At 68.1% G+C, this 15,858-nt stretch carries 16 protein-coding genes, 1 tRNA gene, 2 pseudogenes and 1 riboswitch; of the genes and pseudogenes, 11 read left to right on the top strand and 8 right to left on the bottom strand.

The genetic code is table 11. From position 1 onward, the window contains the following. Positions 1 to 183 precede the first annotated feature (183 nt). Together A6302_RS09695 and A6302_RS09690 are read left to right on the top strand one after the other, a co-directional pair. Entirely contained in the window at positions 184 to 1,131 is a 948-nt protein-coding gene (locus tag A6302_RS09695; protein WP_069306872.1) for a glycosyltransferase, read from the top strand. 26 nt (positions 1,132 to 1,157) lie between these two features. Then, positions 1,158 to 1,637: a GtrA family protein gene (locus A6302_RS09690; protein WP_342586249.1), complete on the top strand. Its 480-nt coding sequence runs from the start codon at positions 1,158 to 1,160 to the stop codon at positions 1,635 to 1,637. On the opposite strand, the gene olsB is transcribed toward A6302_RS09690, so the two are convergent. The 4 genes from olsB to A6302_RS09670 all read right to left on the bottom strand — a co-directional run bounded on the left by olsB (position 1,597) and on the right by A6302_RS09670 (position 6,019). Next, positions 1,597 to 2,466: a l-ornithine N(alpha)-acyltransferase gene (gene olsB / locus A6302_RS09685; RefSeq protein ID WP_069306885.1), complete on the bottom strand. Its 870-nt coding sequence runs from the start codon at positions 2,464 to 2,466 to the stop codon at positions 1,597 to 1,599. The two genes, A6302_RS09690 and olsB, sit on opposite strands and share 41 nt — an antisense overlap. Positions 2,467 to 2,670: 204 nt before the next feature. Continuing rightward, on the bottom strand, positions 2,671 to 3,138 hold the full coding sequence (gene greA, locus A6302_RS09680; RefSeq protein WP_069306871.1) for a transcription elongation factor GreA: 468 nt from the start codon (positions 3,136 to 3,138) through the stop codon (positions 2,671 to 2,673). An 85-nt stretch (positions 3,139 to 3,223) separates the two neighbouring features. Further along, positions 3,224 to 5,029, bottom strand: a complete 1,806-nt coding sequence (gene lepA / locus A6302_RS09675; protein WP_069306870.1) for a translation elongation factor 4 — start codon at positions 5,027 to 5,029, stop codon at positions 3,224 to 3,226. A gap of 75 nt (positions 5,030 to 5,104) precedes the next feature. Beyond that, positions 5,105 to 6,019, bottom strand: coding sequence for a LysR family transcriptional regulator (locus tag A6302_RS09670; protein ID WP_069306869.1), 915 nt, complete (start codon positions 6,017 to 6,019; stop codon positions 5,105 to 5,107). Positions 6,020 to 6,128: 109 nt separating this feature from the next. Here A6302_RS09670 and A6302_RS09665 point away from each other — a divergent pair, with 109 nt between their 5' ends. The 3 genes from A6302_RS09665 to A6302_RS09655 are packed head-to-tail and all read left to right on the top strand — an operon-like array spanning position 6,129 to position 7,721. After that, the gene (locus A6302_RS09665) at positions 6,129 to 6,680 is read left to right on the top strand and encodes a GNAT family N-acetyltransferase (RefSeq protein WP_069306868.1); all 552 of its coding nucleotides are present in this window, start codon (positions 6,129 to 6,131) and stop codon (positions 6,678 to 6,680) included. Continuing rightward, positions 6,671 to 7,165 (top strand): GNAT family N-acetyltransferase, encoded by a 495-nt coding sequence (locus A6302_RS09660; RefSeq protein WP_069306867.1) that lies wholly within the window; start codon positions 6,671 to 6,673, stop codon positions 7,163 to 7,165. The genes A6302_RS09665 and A6302_RS09660 overlap by 10 nt, the downstream gene beginning before the upstream one ends. Positions 7,166 to 7,223: 58 nt before the next feature. Next, a complete protein-coding gene (locus A6302_RS09655; protein WP_069306866.1) occupies positions 7,224 to 7,721 on the top strand; it encodes a MarR family transcriptional regulator in 498 nt (165 codons plus the stop codon). Positions 7,722 to 7,866: 145 nt separating this feature from the next. On the opposite strand, the gene A6302_RS09650 is transcribed toward A6302_RS09655, so the two are convergent. Together A6302_RS09650 and A6302_RS09645 are read right to left on the bottom strand one after the other, a co-directional pair. Beyond that, positions 7,867 to 8,061 carry a CsbD family protein gene (locus tag A6302_RS09650; protein ID WP_069306865.1) on the bottom strand — a complete coding sequence of 65 codons (195 nt, stop codon included), beginning with the start codon at positions 8,059 to 8,061 and terminating at the stop codon, positions 7,867 to 7,869. 121 nt (positions 8,062 to 8,182) lie between these two features. Beyond that, positions 8,183 to 9,850 (bottom strand): lysine--tRNA ligase, encoded by a 1,668-nt coding sequence (locus tag A6302_RS09645; protein ID WP_069306864.1) that lies wholly within the window; start codon positions 9,848 to 9,850, stop codon positions 8,183 to 8,185. 193 nt (positions 9,851 to 10,043) lie between these two features. Between A6302_RS09645 and A6302_RS09640 the strand changes: the two genes are divergently transcribed. Beyond that, positions 10,044 to 10,460 carry a tellurite resistance TerB family protein gene (locus A6302_RS09640; RefSeq protein WP_069306863.1) on the top strand — a complete coding sequence of 139 codons (417 nt, stop codon included), beginning with the start codon at positions 10,044 to 10,046 and terminating at the stop codon, positions 10,458 to 10,460. A gap of 17 nt (positions 10,461 to 10,477) precedes the next feature. On the opposite strand, the gene apaG is transcribed toward A6302_RS09640, so the two are convergent. Next, the gene (gene apaG, locus A6302_RS09635; RefSeq protein WP_069306862.1) at positions 10,478 to 10,870 is read right to left on the bottom strand and encodes a Co2+/Mg2+ efflux protein ApaG; all 393 of its coding nucleotides are present in this window, start codon (positions 10,868 to 10,870) and stop codon (positions 10,478 to 10,480) included. A gap of 91 nt (positions 10,871 to 10,961) precedes the next feature. Here apaG and A6302_RS09630 point away from each other — a divergent pair, with 91 nt between their 5' ends. Then, entirely contained in the window at positions 10,962 to 11,567 is a 606-nt protein-coding gene (locus tag A6302_RS09630) for a CDP-alcohol phosphatidyltransferase family protein (protein ID WP_069306861.1), read from the top strand. A gap of 6 nt (positions 11,568 to 11,573) precedes the next feature. Here the strand turns inward: A6302_RS09630 and A6302_RS09625 are convergent. After that, positions 11,574 to 12,778, bottom strand: a pseudogene (locus A6302_RS09625) (O-succinylhomoserine sulfhydrylase). Between the two features lie 98 nt (positions 12,779 to 12,876). Next, positions 12,877 to 12,956: riboswitch (SAM riboswitch) on the bottom strand. 116 nt (positions 12,957 to 13,072) lie between these two features. On the opposite strand from A6302_RS09625, the gene A6302_RS09620 reads away from it, so the two are divergent. The 4 genes and pseudogenes from A6302_RS09620 to A6302_RS09605 all read left to right on the top strand — a co-directional run bounded on the left by A6302_RS09620 (position 13,073) and on the right by A6302_RS09605 (position 15,741). Then, positions 13,073 to 13,438 carry a YigZ family protein gene (locus tag A6302_RS09620; RefSeq protein ID WP_069306860.1) on the top strand — a complete coding sequence of 122 codons (366 nt, stop codon included), beginning with the start codon at positions 13,073 to 13,075 and terminating at the stop codon, positions 13,436 to 13,438. 136 nt (positions 13,439 to 13,574) lie between these two features. Beyond that, positions 13,575 to 14,667, top strand: a pseudogene (locus A6302_RS09615) (2'-deoxycytidine 5'-triphosphate deaminase). Between the two features lie 98 nt (positions 14,668 to 14,765). Beyond that, the gene (locus A6302_RS09610) at positions 14,766 to 15,545 is read left to right on the top strand and encodes a hypothetical protein (RefSeq protein WP_141703608.1); all 780 of its coding nucleotides are present in this window, start codon (positions 14,766 to 14,768) and stop codon (positions 15,543 to 15,545) included. 122 nt (positions 15,546 to 15,667) lie between these two features. After that, positions 15,668 to 15,741 (top strand) — tRNA-Gly (locus A6302_RS09605). Positions 15,742 to 15,858: the final 117 nt, after the last annotated feature.

Raw genomic sequence — 15,858 nt, 5'->3', positions numbered from 1 at the left:
GACCACTACGCAAGACGGACGGCCGCACAGAACCGGCGGGAGAACGATCTTAGTGTGGCCTTAACACGATGGAGAAAGGGTAAAGCCCGACAACATGGTTTCCGCCCGCACCGCCCCTGCCCGGTCTCGACCCTGCAGGGCTGCAGATTTCCGGGGCGAGGCCGCAGGGAGAGAACCGTCCTCATGTCTCAGCTGGATCGCTTCGCGGGCCTCGACATCGCGGTGATCATCCCCTGCTACAACGAGGCGGCCACTATCGCCGACGTGGTCGCGGGCTTCCGGCGCACGCTGCCGGGCAGCCGCATCTTCGTCTACGACAACAATTCCAGGGACGAGACCGCCGGGGAAGCCGCAAGGGCCGGCGCCGTCGTGGTGCGCGAGCCGCGGCAGGGCAAGGGCAACGTGGTGCGGCGGATGTTTGCCGACATCGACGCCGACATCTACGTGATGGCCGACGGCGACGGCACCTATGACCCGGCCGACGCGGAGACGCTGGTCGCCGCGCTGATCGCCGAGCGCGTCGACATGGCGGTGGGCACCCGGATGGGCGTCGAGGAGGACGCCGGCCGGGCCGGCCACGCCCTCGGCAACAAGGGCTTCAACCTGCTCTACCGCCGCCTGTTCGGCGCCGATTTCTCGGACATCTTCTCGGGCTACCGCGCCTTCACGCGCCGCTTCGTGAAGAGCTTCCCGGCGCTCTCCACCGGTTTCGAGATCGAGACGGAGATGAGCGTCCACGCCAGCCAGCTGATGATCCCGACCGTGGAGATCCCGTTGCGCTACGGCCGGCGCGTCGAGGGATCGGCGAGCAAGCTGCGGACCTTCCGCGACGGCTTCCGTATCCTCGGCATGTTCCTGCAGCTTCTGAAGGAAACCCGGCCGACGCTGTTCTTCGGGGCGCTGGCCGCCACCTTCGCGCTGGTCGCCCTGTCGATCTCGCTGCCCGTGCTCGTCACCTTCTTCGAGACCGGCCTCGTGCCGCGCCTGCCGACCGCCCTGCTCTCCACCGGGCTGATGATCGTCGCCATGCTGCTCGCCGCCGTCGGCATGATCCTCGACAGCCTCAGCCGCTCGCGGGTGGAACAGAAGCGAATCCTCTATCTCGGCGTGCCCGGCCTGCCGGTGCAGTGAACGCGCCGCAGGGAACCGGGCCGACCATGCGCCTGCCCCGCGCCACCGTCATCCGCCTCCTGCGCTTTGCGGCCGTCGGCGGCACCGGCTTCCTGGTGGATGCGGGCGTGACGCTGGCGCTGGCAGCAAGCGGGCTGTCGCCGTTTCTCGCCCGGGTCGGGGGGATCGGCGTCGCCATCCTCGTCACCTGGGCGCTCAACCGCCGCTTCACCTTCGCCGACCGTCGCAACGACGCGCTCGCCGCCGAGGGCAGCCGCTACGGGCTCGTGGCGCTGGCCAGCTGCCTCGTCAACTATCTCGCCTATGCGTTGCTGTTGCTCGCCCTGCCAGACGTGCCGCTGGGGCTCGCCGTCGCCTTCGGGTCGGGCGTTGCCATGGTGGTGAGCTATCTCGCTATTCGCGCTTCGTGTTCCGGCCGAAGGGCTGACGCCTTCCGCTCGCGACCGCGCGCTCGCGACCACGCGCTCACGCCGCGCGGCGTTCGCCGTCCGGGCCGTAATAGGTGATGTAGCGCGGGTTGATCGCCGAGACCGGCAGGACGATGGCAACGTCGGTGGTGCCGAACTGGCGGTCGATCACCGCGCCGTCGCCCACATAGGCCCCGACCCGCAGGTAGCCCTTGATCAGCGGCGGCAGCTGGCCGAGCGCCGCCTTGGTGTCGATCGCCTCGCGGGCCATCATGTTCATCGGCACATGCCGGCCCGGCAGCGCCGAGACGCGCCAGTCGGCGGGCGCCAGCGCGTTGTGGTGGAGGAAGGACAGCGGCAGCGCCAGCCGCTCCGGATCTGTGCCCTCGATCGAGGCGCAGCCGAACATCACGTCGATGCGCAGGGCGCGGACGTAGGACCAGATGCCGGCCCACAGCAATTCCACGGTGCGCTTGTTGCGGTAGGGCGGCAGCACGCAGGAGCGGCCGAGCTCCAAAAAATTGAGATCGCGGTGGCGGTCGACCAGCGGCTGGATGTCGAATTCGCCGGCGGAATAGAAGCCGTCGTTGATGTCGGCCACCGTCTGGCGCAGCAGCCGGTAGGTGCCGACCACCCGCGGCTTGCGACGGCGGAACGGGCGGTCCTCGCCCTCGGCATCATGGTCGATCACCAGCAGGTGGTCGCAGATCGGGTCGAAGTCGTCGACGTCGCGGCGGCTGGCGCGCATGCCGGCGTCGGCAACGGCGGCCATCTCCTCGTAGAACACCTCGTAGCGCAGGCGCTGGGCGATCTTCACCTCGGCCGGGGTTCGCGCCAGCCGCGCTTCCAGCGAGCCGATGCGGCCGAGCGAGAGCGGCACGGCGGGGAGGACGGTCTTGCGCTGCGGAAACCGCAGCCCCTCGCGCATCAGCGGCGCCATCTTCGAAACCAGTGCCCGCGCCGGCCCGTGCCTGAGGTCCATGCCCACGTCTCCCGATGCCGGTGGAAAGCCGGCTTGCGTGCTTTCATTCGCAACGAACAGAGCACGATTGTCCGACAGTTCGGTGACGATTGCACGACTTTCCGTTTTACGGGGGAAGGATAAACCGGGCGAAGCTTAGCCGGCTTGTCCTCATGTCACATCGATGATCTCGATCTCGCCGTCCTGAAAGGCGACGACCTCGCCGGCCTCGCGGCCCTGCAGGGCGCGGGCGAGCGGCGACACGTGGGACAGCGTGCCATGGGCGGGATCGGCCTCGTCCTCGCCGACGATTCGGAAGGTCTGGCGGCGCCCGTCGCCGCGCTCCAGCGTCACCGTGGCCCCGAAGCGGACCTCCGTGGCCGGCTCCTCGTAAACGACGAGTTCGGCGCTCGCGCGCCGGGCGGTGACATAGCGCAGGTCACGGGCGGCCGCCGCGGCGGTGTCCGTGTCGCCGGCGTCGCGGGCCGTGGCAAGCGCCGCGTCGAGCCGGGCAATCTCCGTCTCGAGCGCGGCCAGCCCTTCGGCGGTGACCAGATTGCGGTGCGGCGAGATCGGCCGGTCCGGCATCCTGTCGACCGCATCGCTGCCGCCCCCCTCCTTGGTGAAGGCGCGGCTCATCTGCATGCTCCGGCGGGGCGGCGCAGACGTCCACGTCGAAGGGAGAGCCCGTTCAGCAACAGGGTCCCGCACTCCGGCGGCATTCTCAGTCCTCCATCTTCAGCGCGGCGATGAAGGCCTCCTGCGGGATCTCCACCTTGCCGAACTGCCGCATGCGCTTCTTGCCTTCCTTCTGCTTGTCCAGCAGCTTGCGCTTGCGGGTGATGTCGCCGCCGTAGCACTTGGCGGTCACGTCCTTGCGCAGCGCCCGCACCGTCTCGCGGGCGATGATCTTGCCGCCGATCGCCGCCTGGATCGGGATCTGGAACAGGTGCTGCGGGATCAGGTCCTTGAGCTTCTCGCACATCGCCCGGCCGCGTCGTTCCGCCTGGCTGCGATGGACCAGCATCGACAGCGCGTCCACCGGCTCGGCGTTGACGAGGATCGACATCTTGACGAGGTCACCCTCGCGGTAGTCGGTCAGGTGGTAGTCGAAGGAGGCATAGCCCTTCGAGATCGACTTCAGGCGGTCGTAGAAGTCGAACACCACCTCGTTCAGCGGCAGGTCGTAGGAGACCATGGCGCGGCTGCCGACATAGTTGAGGTCGGCCTGGATGCCGCGGCGGTCCTGGCACAGCTTCAGGATCGGGCCGAGATAGTCGTCCGGCGTCATGATCTGCGCCCGGATCCACGGCTCGGCGATCGTGTCGATCCTGACCACGTCCGGCATGTCGGCCGGATTGTGCAGCTCGATCTCCTCGCCGCTGTTCAGCAGCATCTTGTAGACGACCGACGGCGCGGTCGCGATCAGGTCGAGGTTGAACTCGCGCTCCAGCCGCTCCTGGATGATCTCCAGATGCAGCAGGCCGAGGAAGCCGCAGCGGAAGCCGAAGCCGAGGGCGGCGGAGGATTCCATCTCGTAGGAGAAGCTGGCGTCGTTGAGCCGGAGCTTGCCCATGGCGGCGCGCAGGTCGTCGAAGTCGGCGGCATCGACCGGGAACAGGCCGCAGAACACCACGGGCTGGGCCGGGCGGAAGCCGGGCAGCGGCTCGGCGGTCGGGCGCTTGTCGTCGGTGATCGTGTCGCCGACGGCGGTGTCGGCCACCTCCTTGATCGAGCCGGTGAAGACGCCGACCTCGCCGGTGCCGAGCCGGTCGGTGACGAGCAGCTTGGGGCTCATCACGCCGACGCGCTCGACCTCGTAGACGGCGCCCGTGCGCATCATCTTGATGCGCTGGCCCTTCTTCAGCTCGCCGTCGATGATGCGCACGAGCACCATGACGCCGAGATAGGCATCGTACCAGCTGTCGACCAGCATCGCCTTGAGCGGTGCCGTGCGGTCGCCCTTCGGCGGCGGCAACTGGGTGACGATCGCCTCCAGCACGCCCTCGATGTTGAGGCCGGTCTTGGCGGAGATTTCCACCGCATGGGCGGTGTCGAGGCCGATCACGTCCTCGATCTGCTGGCGGATGCGCTCCGGCTCCGCAGCGGGCAGGTCGACCTTGTTGAGGATCGTGACGATCTCGTGGTTGTTGTCGAGCGCCTGATAGACGTTGGCGAGCGTCTGCGCCTCGACGCCCTGGGAGGCGTCGACCACCAGCAGCGAGCCCTCGCAGGCCGCGAGCGAGCGCGACACCTCGTAGGCGAAGTCGACGTGGCCGGGCGTGTCCATCAGGTTGAGGATGTATTCCTCGCCGTCGTTGGCCTTGTAGACGAGGCGAACGGTCTGGGCCTTGATGGTGATGCCGCGCTCGCGCTCGATGTCCATCGAATCGAGCACCTGATTGGTCATCTCCCGCTCGGACAAGGTGCCCGTCGACTGGATCAGCCGGTCGGCCAGCGTCGACTTGCCGTGGTCGATGTGGGCGATGATCGCGAAGTTGCGGATGTTGGAAATGGGCTCTGTCGTCATGGCCGGCTAGATAGCACCGCCACGGTGCGCCGCAAAGCGGATTTCCCGGATTTTCCGCAGGTCCGCGCCCCCGGTTCAGTCCTGGCGGCCGTCGGTCACCTGCATGCCGATCGCACGGGCCGAGGCGATCAGCCGCTCGGCGAGCTCGGCGACGAGCGGCCGCTCCAGCGCCCCGGGCTTGCCGACCACCAGCGCCGAATCCCGGGTGACGACCGGCATGTCGATCGGCGCGAGATCGACGAGCCGCCCGGCGTCGAGCGCCTCGCGCACCAGCGGCTCCAGCAGGTGGCCGACCGCGAGGCCGCGCTCGATCATCGCCCGCGCCGCCGCATAGGGCACGGCCGAGGTGGTCCTTGCCCGGAAGGCGAGATTGGCGATCGCGTCCGGCAGCAGCTGCCACCAGAACAGGCGCACGAATTGCGGCGCGATCTCGAAGATGCGGTCGAGCGTCGGCTCCGGGCCGATTTCCTCCGCCAGCACCGGGCAGGCGCAGAACACCACCCGCTCGCGGAACACGGCCACCGGCACGATCTGGTCGAGCAGCGGATCGAGGTTCGGCCAGCCCATCACGGCAAGATCGACGCGGCGGTCGTGGACGAATTCGGCGATGTCGCGGTGGCGCCCCTCCTCCACCGTCAGTTCCACGCCGCGGTGGGCGGCGGCAAATTCCGCGATCGGGGCCGCCGTCAGCACCCGGCCGAGACTGCGCAGGCAGGCGAGCGAGACCTGGCCGCGCTCGGAGGCGCGCAGCGCATGCTGGCCCTCGATCATGGTGGCGAGGATGCGCCGGGCAAACGGCAGGAAGGCCACCCCGGCCTCGGTCAGCCCGATCTGCCGGCCCCGCTCCAGAAGCGGCCGGCCGACGATCTCCTCGAGCGCCCGCATCCGCATCGAAACCGTGGCCTGGGTCACGTTGAGACGGGCGGCGGCCTTGGTGAAACTGCCGTCGCGAACGATGCGGTCGAAGGTGCGCAGTTGGTCGAGATCCATGGAAGTTCCCGATTCCAAATGTCAAAATCGCTTGTGGAGGCTATGCTAGCATCGATTTCCCCGATATCGGCAAGGCATGAAACGCATGTGTGCCATGACAGAAGACGCCATGGATCCGATCGTCGTGACCGAACTTCGCGGCGCTGAGGCCCGCGAGCGCCTCGCCGACCTTGCCGCCGTCCTTGCCGATGCGGTCGCCGGCGGCGCGTCGGTCAACTTCATGGCCGGCCTCGATGCCGAGCGGGCCGCCGCCTTCTGGCAGGGCCAGTTTCCGCGGATCGACGACGGCAGCCGCCGCCTGTTCGTCGCCCTCGTCGGTGGACGCGTGGTCGGCACCGTGGTGCTCAGTCTCGCCCCGCAGCCGAATGCGCCGCATCGGGCCGACATCGGCAAGATGCTGGTGCATTCGTCGATGCGGCGGCGGGGGCTCGGCCGCCGGCTTCTCGCCACAGCGGAAGAGGCCGCCCTGGCCGCCGGCCGCACGCTGCTGATGCTCGACACCGAGACCGGCAGCGCCGGCGAGGCGCTCTACCGCGGCGCCGGCTGGACGGCCTTCGGCGTGGTACCCGGCCACAGCTTCCGTCCGCACGGCGTCCTCGCGCCGACGACCTTCTTCTACAAGTGGCTCGACAGCCCGCCCACGGAGCATCCATGCCCCTGATACGCCATGCCCAGCCGCAGGATCTTCCCGGCATCCTCGACATCTACAACGACGCGGTGCTGAAGACGACGGCGATCTGGAACGAAACGCCGGTCGATCTCGCCAACCGGCAGAGTTGGTATGAGTCTCGCATATCTTCAGGTCAGCCCATCCTCGTGGCGGTGCGCGAGGAGCATGTGCTGGGCTATGCCAGCTACGGTCCGTTCCGCGCTTTCGAGGGATTCCGGGCAACCGGAGAACTTTCGCTCTACGTCTCGTCGCGGTCGCGGGGCCACGGAATAGGCAGGCAGCTGCTGCAAACGCTGATCGTCGAGGCAGGGGAGCGCGGTCTCCATGTCCTCGTCGCCGGCATCGAGGCGGGCAACACGGTGTCGATCCGCCTCCACGAGAGCCTTGGCTTCGTGGAATCCGGGCGGATGCCGGAGGTCGGACAGAAGTTCGGCCGCTATCTGGATCTGGTGCTGATGCAGCGCCAGGTTGGCTGAGACCGCCATGACCGGGGTCAGGGTCGCGGCCGGCTCACAGCAAAAAGGGACTTGGCCCATGGACGACTCCACGGCGGTCGCCGACAAGCTGGCGATTGTCGCCCAGGCCGTGATCGACGCGATCGAGGGCGATACGGATGGCCTGTCGCCTTCGGCCGTCGCCGCGCTCATCTCGCTGAAGGCGCGCGGCATTCTCTCCATCGGCACCGTCGCCCAGCTGACGGGCCTCACCCATTCGGCCGCGGTGCGGCTCGTGGACCGGCTGGAAAAGGACTGGCTGGTGCGCCGGCAGCGGCGAGCGGGGCGCGAGGTGATGGTGGAACTGACCTCGCGCGGGCGTCGCCGCGCCGGTCAGCTGCAGGAAAAGCGGCTCGCCGTGACCGGCAGCTTCCTCGGCCATCTGTCGGCAGCCGACGCGTCGGCGCTCGACGCCATCCTGTCGCGGCTGATCGCCGGCCTCGTTGCCGGCAGCGCCGATCCGGACCTTCTGTTCCGGATGAGCGCCCTGCGCGCGCATACGCTGGCCGACGGCGAACTTGCGGAGGCCGGCGAATAGCCGCCTGCCCGTTCAAGGCCAGGTCGAACCCACGACGCAAAAGGCCGGCGCGGATCTCGCCGCGCCGGCCTTTTTGATGTCTCGATCCGTCTGGCCGGTTGCTCTCGGGCGCCCTGTGGGTCACCGTGCAACGCGACCGACCCGATCAGATGCGGTCGACGGCATCCTTGGTCTTGTCCTTGGCGTCGCCAAGAGCCTGCTGGGCTTCGCCCTTCAGTTCCTGCGCGCGGCCCTCGGCTTCGAGTTCCCTGGAGCCGGTCACCTTGGCGATGCCCTGCTTGACGTTGCCGGTGGCCTCGTTGGCCATGCCGCTGGCCTTGTCGCTGGTGCTGGAAGTCATGAGAATGTCCTTTCCTGTCACTGCCGACTTCTTGTCGGTCTGCACAGGAAACGTCGTCCCTCAAGAACCTGTTCCAGTCTCACGCAAAAAGCCGATCCCGTCTTCGTGATGGCGCCGGGCCCTACCCTCTCCCAAGGCGGCCGGCGAGGGCGGCGTCGATCATCGCCACGGTCTCGTCCAGGCCGTAGAGCGCCACGAAGGAGCCGAAGCGCGGACCGCGTTCCTGGCCGAGCAGGAGCTGGTAGAGCGCGGAGAACCATTCCACCGACACGCCGGGACCGCCGTCGGGACCGAGCTTCTTCGTGTCCTGATAGCGCGGGATGGAGCGGGCAACATCCAGCACCGCGTTCTGGATCGCCTCGGAATCGGCGTCCTTCGGCAGGCCGGCGAGCTTGTCGCGCAGGGCGGCGAGCGCGGCCAGTTCGGTCTCGTCCGGCGTCTTGAACACCTTGTAGGGCCGGACCCGGTCCTCGTAGTAGCGGATCGCGTAGCCGGCGAGTTCGTCGAGTTTCGGATGGGTCTCTGCGGTCACGCCGGGCGCATAGCGGGAGATGAAGCCCCAGAGCGTGGCGCGGTCGTGGGCGTGGCTGGCCGAGACGAGGTTCAGCAGCATGGCGAAGGGCACCGGCAGGTCCACCGCCGGCGGCGTGCCGGAGTGGATGTGCCAGACCGGATTGGCGATCTGCGCGTCGAGGTCCTGCCGGCCGTAGGCCGAGAGATAGGTGAAATACTCGTCGACATTCTTCGGGATCACGTCGAAGAACAGGCGCTTGGCGGTCTTCGGCTTGGCATACATGAACAGCGACAGGCTTTCGGGGCTGGCATAGGCCAGCCACTCGTCGATGGTCAGGCCGTTGCCGCGCGACTTGGAGATCTTCTCGCCCTCCTCGTCGAGGAAGAGCTCGTAGTTGAAGCCCTCCGGCGGCTCGCCGCCGAGCACCTTGCAGATCTTGCCCGAGGTCTTGACGTTGTCGATGTGGTCCTTGCCGCTCATCTCGTAGGCAACGCCGAGCGCCGCCCAGCGCAGCGCCCAGTCGGGCTTCCACTGCGCCTTGGCATGGCCGCCGGTGACGGGCGTCTCGAAGCGGGCGCCGGTGTCCGGATCGGTCCAGACGATGGTGCCGCTGGCGACGTTGCGCTCCTCCACCGGCACCTGCATGACGACGCCGGTGCCCGGATGCACGGGCAGGAACGGCGAGTAGGTCTTGCGCCGCTCCTCGCGCAGGGTCGGCAGCATGATCGCCATCACGTCGTCATAGCGCTCGAGCATCACCAGCAGCTTCTCGTCGAGCAGGCCGCGGGCGTAATAGTCGGTGGCCGAGGCGAATTCGTAGTCGAAGCCGAAGTGATCAAGGAAGGCGCGCAGGCGCGCGTTGTTGTGGTGGCCGAAGCTGTCGTGGGAGCCGAACGGGTCCGGCACCTTGGTCAGCGGCTGGCCGAGATGGCTCCGCAGCAGCTCCTGGTTCGGCACGTTGTCCGGCACCTTGCGCATGCCGTCCATGTCGTCGGAAAAGCACAGCAGCCGGGTCGGCACGCTGCCGCCGGTGAGCACGTGGAAGGCATGGCGCACCATCGTCGTGCGCGACACCTCGCCGAAGGTGCCGATATGCGGCAGGCCCGAGGGCCCGTAGCCGGTCTCGAACAGGACGCCGCCCTCCGGAACCCCGCGTTTCTCGATGCGCGCGATGATCTTCTTCGCCTCTTCGAAGGGCCAGGCCTTGGAACGGCCGGCGGCCTCGACGAGGGCGGGATCGAAAGCGGCAGTCGGAGTGGCGGTCTGGGTGCCCATAATGTCCTCGTTGGAGCGGCGCGGCCCCGCGATCTGCGCGGGACGGCGGACAGTAGGGAGGGGAGGCACCTACGTCAATCGGCGCAAAACCCCGGCTGCGACCGGGAAATCCGCCTTGGGCGGCCCCGTGCCTTGCCAGCGCCCCGGATCGTCGCTACCGCTTGCCTCCCGACCGGCTCCAGCGAGGACCCAGATGAAGACGCCGCTTACCGTGCACGAAGCCCTGATCTACGCCATGGTCACGACCTCGGCGGCCGACCACAGGATGAAGCCGGCGGAATTTGCCAAGCTCCGGGCGCTCGTCGACCTGCTGCCGGTGTTTTCCGGCTTTGCGGGCGACACGATGACGGTGGCCAATGCCTGCATCGAGACGCTCGACCGCGACCACGGCCTCGACACCATCCTCGAGGCGATCGATCTCAGCCTGCCGGCCGCGCTGAAGGAGACCGCCTATGCGCTCGCCGTCGACATCGCTGCCGCCGACGTGGAGGTGCCGCAGGAGGAACTCGTGTTCCTGCAGATGATGGAAGACCGCTTCCTGATCGACAAGCTGGTGGTTGCCGCCATCGAGCGTTCGGCCCGCATCCGCTTCCGCCGCCGCCCCGCCTGACACGAGCCCAGAAATCCTCAGTTGAGGATGCGCACCACGTCCGGCAGGTCGAGGGCGAAGGTGGGGATCGCGACCTCGAAGGCGACGCCCGCGTCGTCGACCATCCGGTATTCGCCCTGCATGAAGCCGGAGGACGTGGGCAGCGGGCAGCCGCTGGTGTAGCGGAACCACTCGTCCGGGCCGATCATCGGCTGCTGGCCGACGACGCCGGCGCCCGAGACCTCGCGCACGGTGCCGAGCGCGTCGGTGATCAGCCAGCGGCGCGACAGAAGCTGCACGGACCGCGGCCCGCCGTTGTGGATCTCCACCGTATAGGCCCAGAACCAGCGACGCTCGTCGGGCCGGGACTCTTCCGGACGGTAGACCGGCGTGACCCGCACCTCGATGTCGCCGGTGATCGCACGGAACATGTGGTTCTCCCTCCGAAAAGCCGGAATATGAACCGTTGCCCCGCATCGTCAACTCCCGAGCGCACCGACACCCGCATCCCGAGGCCCAGAAATGTTCGATGCCCGCCTGCGCCCGCTGATCGACCCGCCGCTCGACCGGATCGCCGGACGGCTGCACAGGGCCGGCATTTCCGCCGACGCGGTAACGGTGGCGGGCTTTGCGCTCGGCGCTGGCGCCGCGCTCGCCATCGTCTTCGGCCAGTTCCTGATCGCCTTCGCCCTGATCGCCGCGAACCGGCTGGCCGACGGGCTCGACGGCGCGCTGGCCAGGTGCGTCGGGGCGACGGACCGCGGCGGCTATCTCGACATCGTGCTGGATTTCGCCTTCTACGGCCTCGTGCCGCTTGCCTTCGCGGTCCATGACCCCCCCGCCAACGCGCTGGCGGCGGGCGCCCTGCTCACCGCCTTCTACATCAACGGCGCGGCCTTCCTCGCCTTCGCGATCATGGCGCAAAAGCGCGGACTGACGAGCGAGGCACAGGGCAAGAAGTCGCTGTTCTACGTCGCCGGCCTTGCCGAAGGGGCCGAGACCGTCGCCGTGTTCCTGGTGATGACCGCCCTGCCCGGCTGGTTTGCCGCGCTCGCCTGTGCCTTCGCCGCGCTCACCGCCCTGTCGGCGGCGGCGCGGATCGTGGCCGGCGCAACGGCGCTTCGCTGAGGCGGATTACTCCGCCGCCGCGCGCACGCCGCTCGCCGCATCGAGCGCCGCCGTCAGGTCGGCGACGAGGTCGCCGGCGTGCTCCAGCCCGACCGACAGGCGCAGCAGGCCCGGCCCGATGCCGAGTTCGGCGCGGGCCTCGTCCGACAGGCGCTGGTGCGTCGTCGTCGCCGGATGGGTGATCAGGCTCTTGGCGTCGCCGAGGTTGTTGGAGATCTTGATCAGACGCAGTGCATTGGCGACCGCGAACGCCCCCGCCTTGCCGCCCGCCACCTCGAAGGCGACCATGGTGGAGCCACCCGACATCTGGCGTTTGGCCAGTTCCGCCTGCGGATGGTCGGCGCGGCCGGGGTAGAACACCCGCGTCACGACGGGGTGCGCCGCCAGCGCGTCGGCGACGACCGCCGCGCTGCGCGTCTGGCGCTCGATGCGGATCGGCAGCGTCTCGAGGCCCTTCAGCAGCACCCAGGCGTGAACGGGCTCATCGACGGCCCGGTCTGGCGGATGAAGGTCTGGAGGTGCTTGTCGAGGAACTCCTGCGAGCAGAGCACCACGCCGCCGAGGCAGCGGCCCTGGCCGTCGATATGCTTGGTCGCCGAATAGACGACGACGTCGGCGCCGAGCGCCATCGGCTTCTGCCACATGGGCGTCGCGAACACGTTGTCGACCACGAGGCGGGCGCCGGCGGCATGCGCGATCGCCGCCACGGCCTCGATGTCGACCAGTTCCAGCGTCGGGTTGGTCGGGCTTTCGAGGAAGAAGGCGACCGTCTCCGGCCGCGCCGCGTCCTTCCACGCCTGAAGGTCGGCGCCGTCGATCAGCGTCGAGGCGACGCCAAGGCGCGGCAGCAGGTCCTCGACGATGTAGCGACACGAGCCGAACAGGGCTTTCGCCGCCACCACATGGTCGCCGGCCTTGACCTGGCACAGCATCGCCGCCGTCACCGCCGCCATGCCCGTCGCCGTGGCCCGCGCCACCTCCGCGCCTTCCAGCAACGCCATGCGCTCCTCGAACATGGTCACGGTCGGGTTGGAAAAGCGCGAATACTGGTAGCCCGGGCTCTCGCCGGTGAAGCGCGCCTCGGCCTGCTCGGCGCTGTCGTAGACATAGCCCTGGGTGAGGAACAGCGCCTCGGAGGTCTCGCCGAACTGGGAGCGCAGCGTGCCGCCGTGAACGAGCAGCGTTTCGGGATGGAATGTGCGGTCGGTCATGATCTCGGCGTCCAGAACGGCCCGGCGACGAAGGCGCCGCGGCAACAAAAAACCCGGCAGGCATCAGCCGGACCGGGTTGCAACACGACACGGGAAGCTCCCGCATCCACCCGACCATTTTAGCCCGTTGTTTTACGTGGCGGCAAGCCGGCCGGCTCAAATGACCACGGTGGGGAAACGATAGCGGGAGGCGGGAGGGGGTGTCAACGGGAAGAAGGGCGGAACGGCAGTCCTTGCCGCGATCTTCGCCGGCTCCACTGGCACTTCCCTGCGCGTTTCCGTAAACCCTCCCCCATGCTGATCCTCGACGACATCCTCACCGACCGTGGCTCGAGATATGCCGTGTCCGGCGGGCCCTGCCGCAGCACGGCGGAGGCGCGGGCGTTTGTCGACGAGCTGCGGCGCACGAAGAAGTTTGCCAAGGCGACCCACAACAGCTGGGGGCTGATCTCGTCAGCCGAGGGGCCGATGAAGAATGACGACGGGGAGAGCGGCGCCGGGATGGTGATCCTGCGCATGCTGGAGCGGGCCGGGCTGGCCGACCACATCGTGGTGGTCACCCGCTGGTATGGCGGCAAGCATCTCGGCGGCGACCGGTTCCGCCATGTGCAGACCGCGGTGCGGGCCTATCTGGAGGCGATCGGCGGCAAGGGAGCATGACGCCCCATCCGGAGCGCCGTGCGGGCGCGACTATCCCTGCACCCGCCTGTCTCCGGCTTCCTTTTGCGCGGCTTTCCCCCTATTGCTCTTGGCCAGACACGCAGCCGCCAGCCTCATCCGAACGGACCCGACATCCATGACCGCTCACCCCACCGGCATCCTGCCCTCCCAGGGCATCCGGGCGATGGCCGAGGCCGGCGGCATCCTTGCCGATGCGCCCTTCGATGCGACCAGATCCAGCCGGCGAGCATCGACCTCCGGCTCGGCACCGTCGCCCACCGCCTGCGCGCCAGCTTCCTGCCCGGCCCGCATGTGAGCGTGACCGACAAGCTGGAGCGGCTGCGGCTGCACACCATCGACCTGCGCGAGGGCGCGGTGCTGGAGACCGGCTGCGTCTATCTGGTGCCCGTGCTGGAAACCTTCGCCCTGCCCGCCGGCGTGTCGGCCTCGGCCAATCCGAAGAGCTCCACCGGCCGGCTGGACGTGTTCACCCGCGTCATCACCGACGGTGGCCATTCCTTCGACACCATTCCCGTCGGCTATCACGGCCCGCTCTATGTGGAGGTGTCGCCGCGCACCTTCCCGGTGCTGGTGCGCACCGGCTCGCGCCTGTCGCAGGTGCGGTTCCGCGCCGGCTCGGCCCGGCTGGACGACACCGAGCTTGCCGATCTTCATGCGGTGACGCCGCTGGTCGACACCGATCCGGCGCGCTTCGAGGACGGGCTGACGCTGTCGATCGACCTGATGCGCGAGGGGACGGGTGCCCTGCTCGGCTACCGCGCCAAGCGCCACACCGGCGTGATCGACGTGGACAGGAAGGCTGCTTTCGAGGTGCTCGACTTCTGGGAGCCGATCCACGCCCGCGGCGCGCCGAGCCTGATCCTCGACCCCGGCGAATTCTACATCCTCGCCAGCCGCGAGGCCGTGCACGTGCCGCCCGACACCGCCGCGAGATGGTCGCCATCGACCCGCTGGTGGGCGAATTCCGCGTCCACTACGCCGGCTTCTTCGACCCCGGCTTCGGCCATGCCGCCGCCGGCGGCACCGGCGCGCGCGCCGTGCTGGAGGTGCGCTCGCGCGAGGTGCCCTTCATCCTCGACCACGGCCAGACCATCGGCCGCCTCGTCTACGAGAAGATGCAGGCCCGCCCCGACACGCTCTACGGCATGGGCATCGGCTCCAACTACCAGGCGCAGGGCCTGAAACTGTCGAAGCATTTTCGCGGCTGAGGCGGCGGCGGGCCCCGCCTGCCGGTCCTCGGGGCGCGGTTGCCAGTGTGCAACGCAGCCGATACAATCCGGGTATTCCTCTTCTGGGAGTTCCGGACTTGTTCAAGATTTCTACTTTCGGTGACAGTCACAGCAGATATTTCGAGATCACTCCCCAGGTTGCCGACTATCTACCACAGCTGAAATCGGTCGATGTGAAGCAGAAGCAGTTCACCGGCTCAACCATTACGGGATTCGGCAAGAAGAAATCGACGCTCAACGTGCGCGAGCGCATCCTTGCGAATGTGCGCGCCGATGACGACGCGGTGCTGCTCGCCTTCGGGCAGGTGGACATCGAACTCGGCTATTTCTACCGCGAGATCGTCAAGGAGATGGTCCTCGACTTCGACGAATTCGCCGCGGGCCTGGTCGACACCTACATGGATTTCGTCGAGGGGATGCGGAAGGACACCGGCAAGACGGTGGTCGTCAAGGGCATCAACCTCTCGGTCCTCACCTGGAACCGCAGCAAGGCGGTGCGCTACACCGTCCGCATCCTCAATCAGGACGTGGCCTCCCCGGAGCACAAGCGCGCCTACAAGCAGAAGCTGGTCGAGATCTTCCCGGACTTTACCGTGATCGACTGGCGGCATCGCCGTTTCAACGAGTTGCTCCGGAAGGCCTGCGAGGCCCGCGGCATCTTCTACTACGACATCAACGACGCGATCGCCGAGTCGCCCGAAGGCCGGGTCAAGCCGGACCTGGTGCCGGAGGAATTCGACCATCACCTCGTGTCGTCGATGGGCGTCGGCATCGCCCACTGGAAGCCGCTGATCGGCCCGGTGATCCCGGAAGCGATCCCGGATGCGGTGCCTGCCGAGGCCGAAGCGGCGGACTGACGCTTCGGACCTCGCGCATCGGCCTTGCCGGCGCGCCACCGGATCGGATAGAAGGATTGGTGACAGGAGCGCGGTTTCACCCGCCTCCCGTCGCCTGCCGGCGGCCTCGGCTCCCGTGCGGTGCGGGTGTAGTTCAATGGTAGAACGGCAGCTTCCCAAGCTGCATACGAGGGTTCGATTCCCTTCACCCGCTCCATTTCTTCCCGATATCGCGGCATCCCAAAGGGACAAGGCTCACGATCTCTTGGCCGAGGGCAAAACTCTGCCTCGGAGAGGCAGCGCGAGGAGCCCGACCCTATGCCACCGCAATTCG

The organism is Methylobrevis pamukkalensis (genome assembly GCF_001720135.1).
Lineage (GTDB): Bacteria > Pseudomonadota > Alphaproteobacteria > Rhizobiales > Pleomorphomonadaceae > Methylobrevis > Methylobrevis pamukkalensis.
Note: the sequence above shows the minus strand (reverse complement) of the source record. Positions and strands in the feature narration are given on the sequence as shown.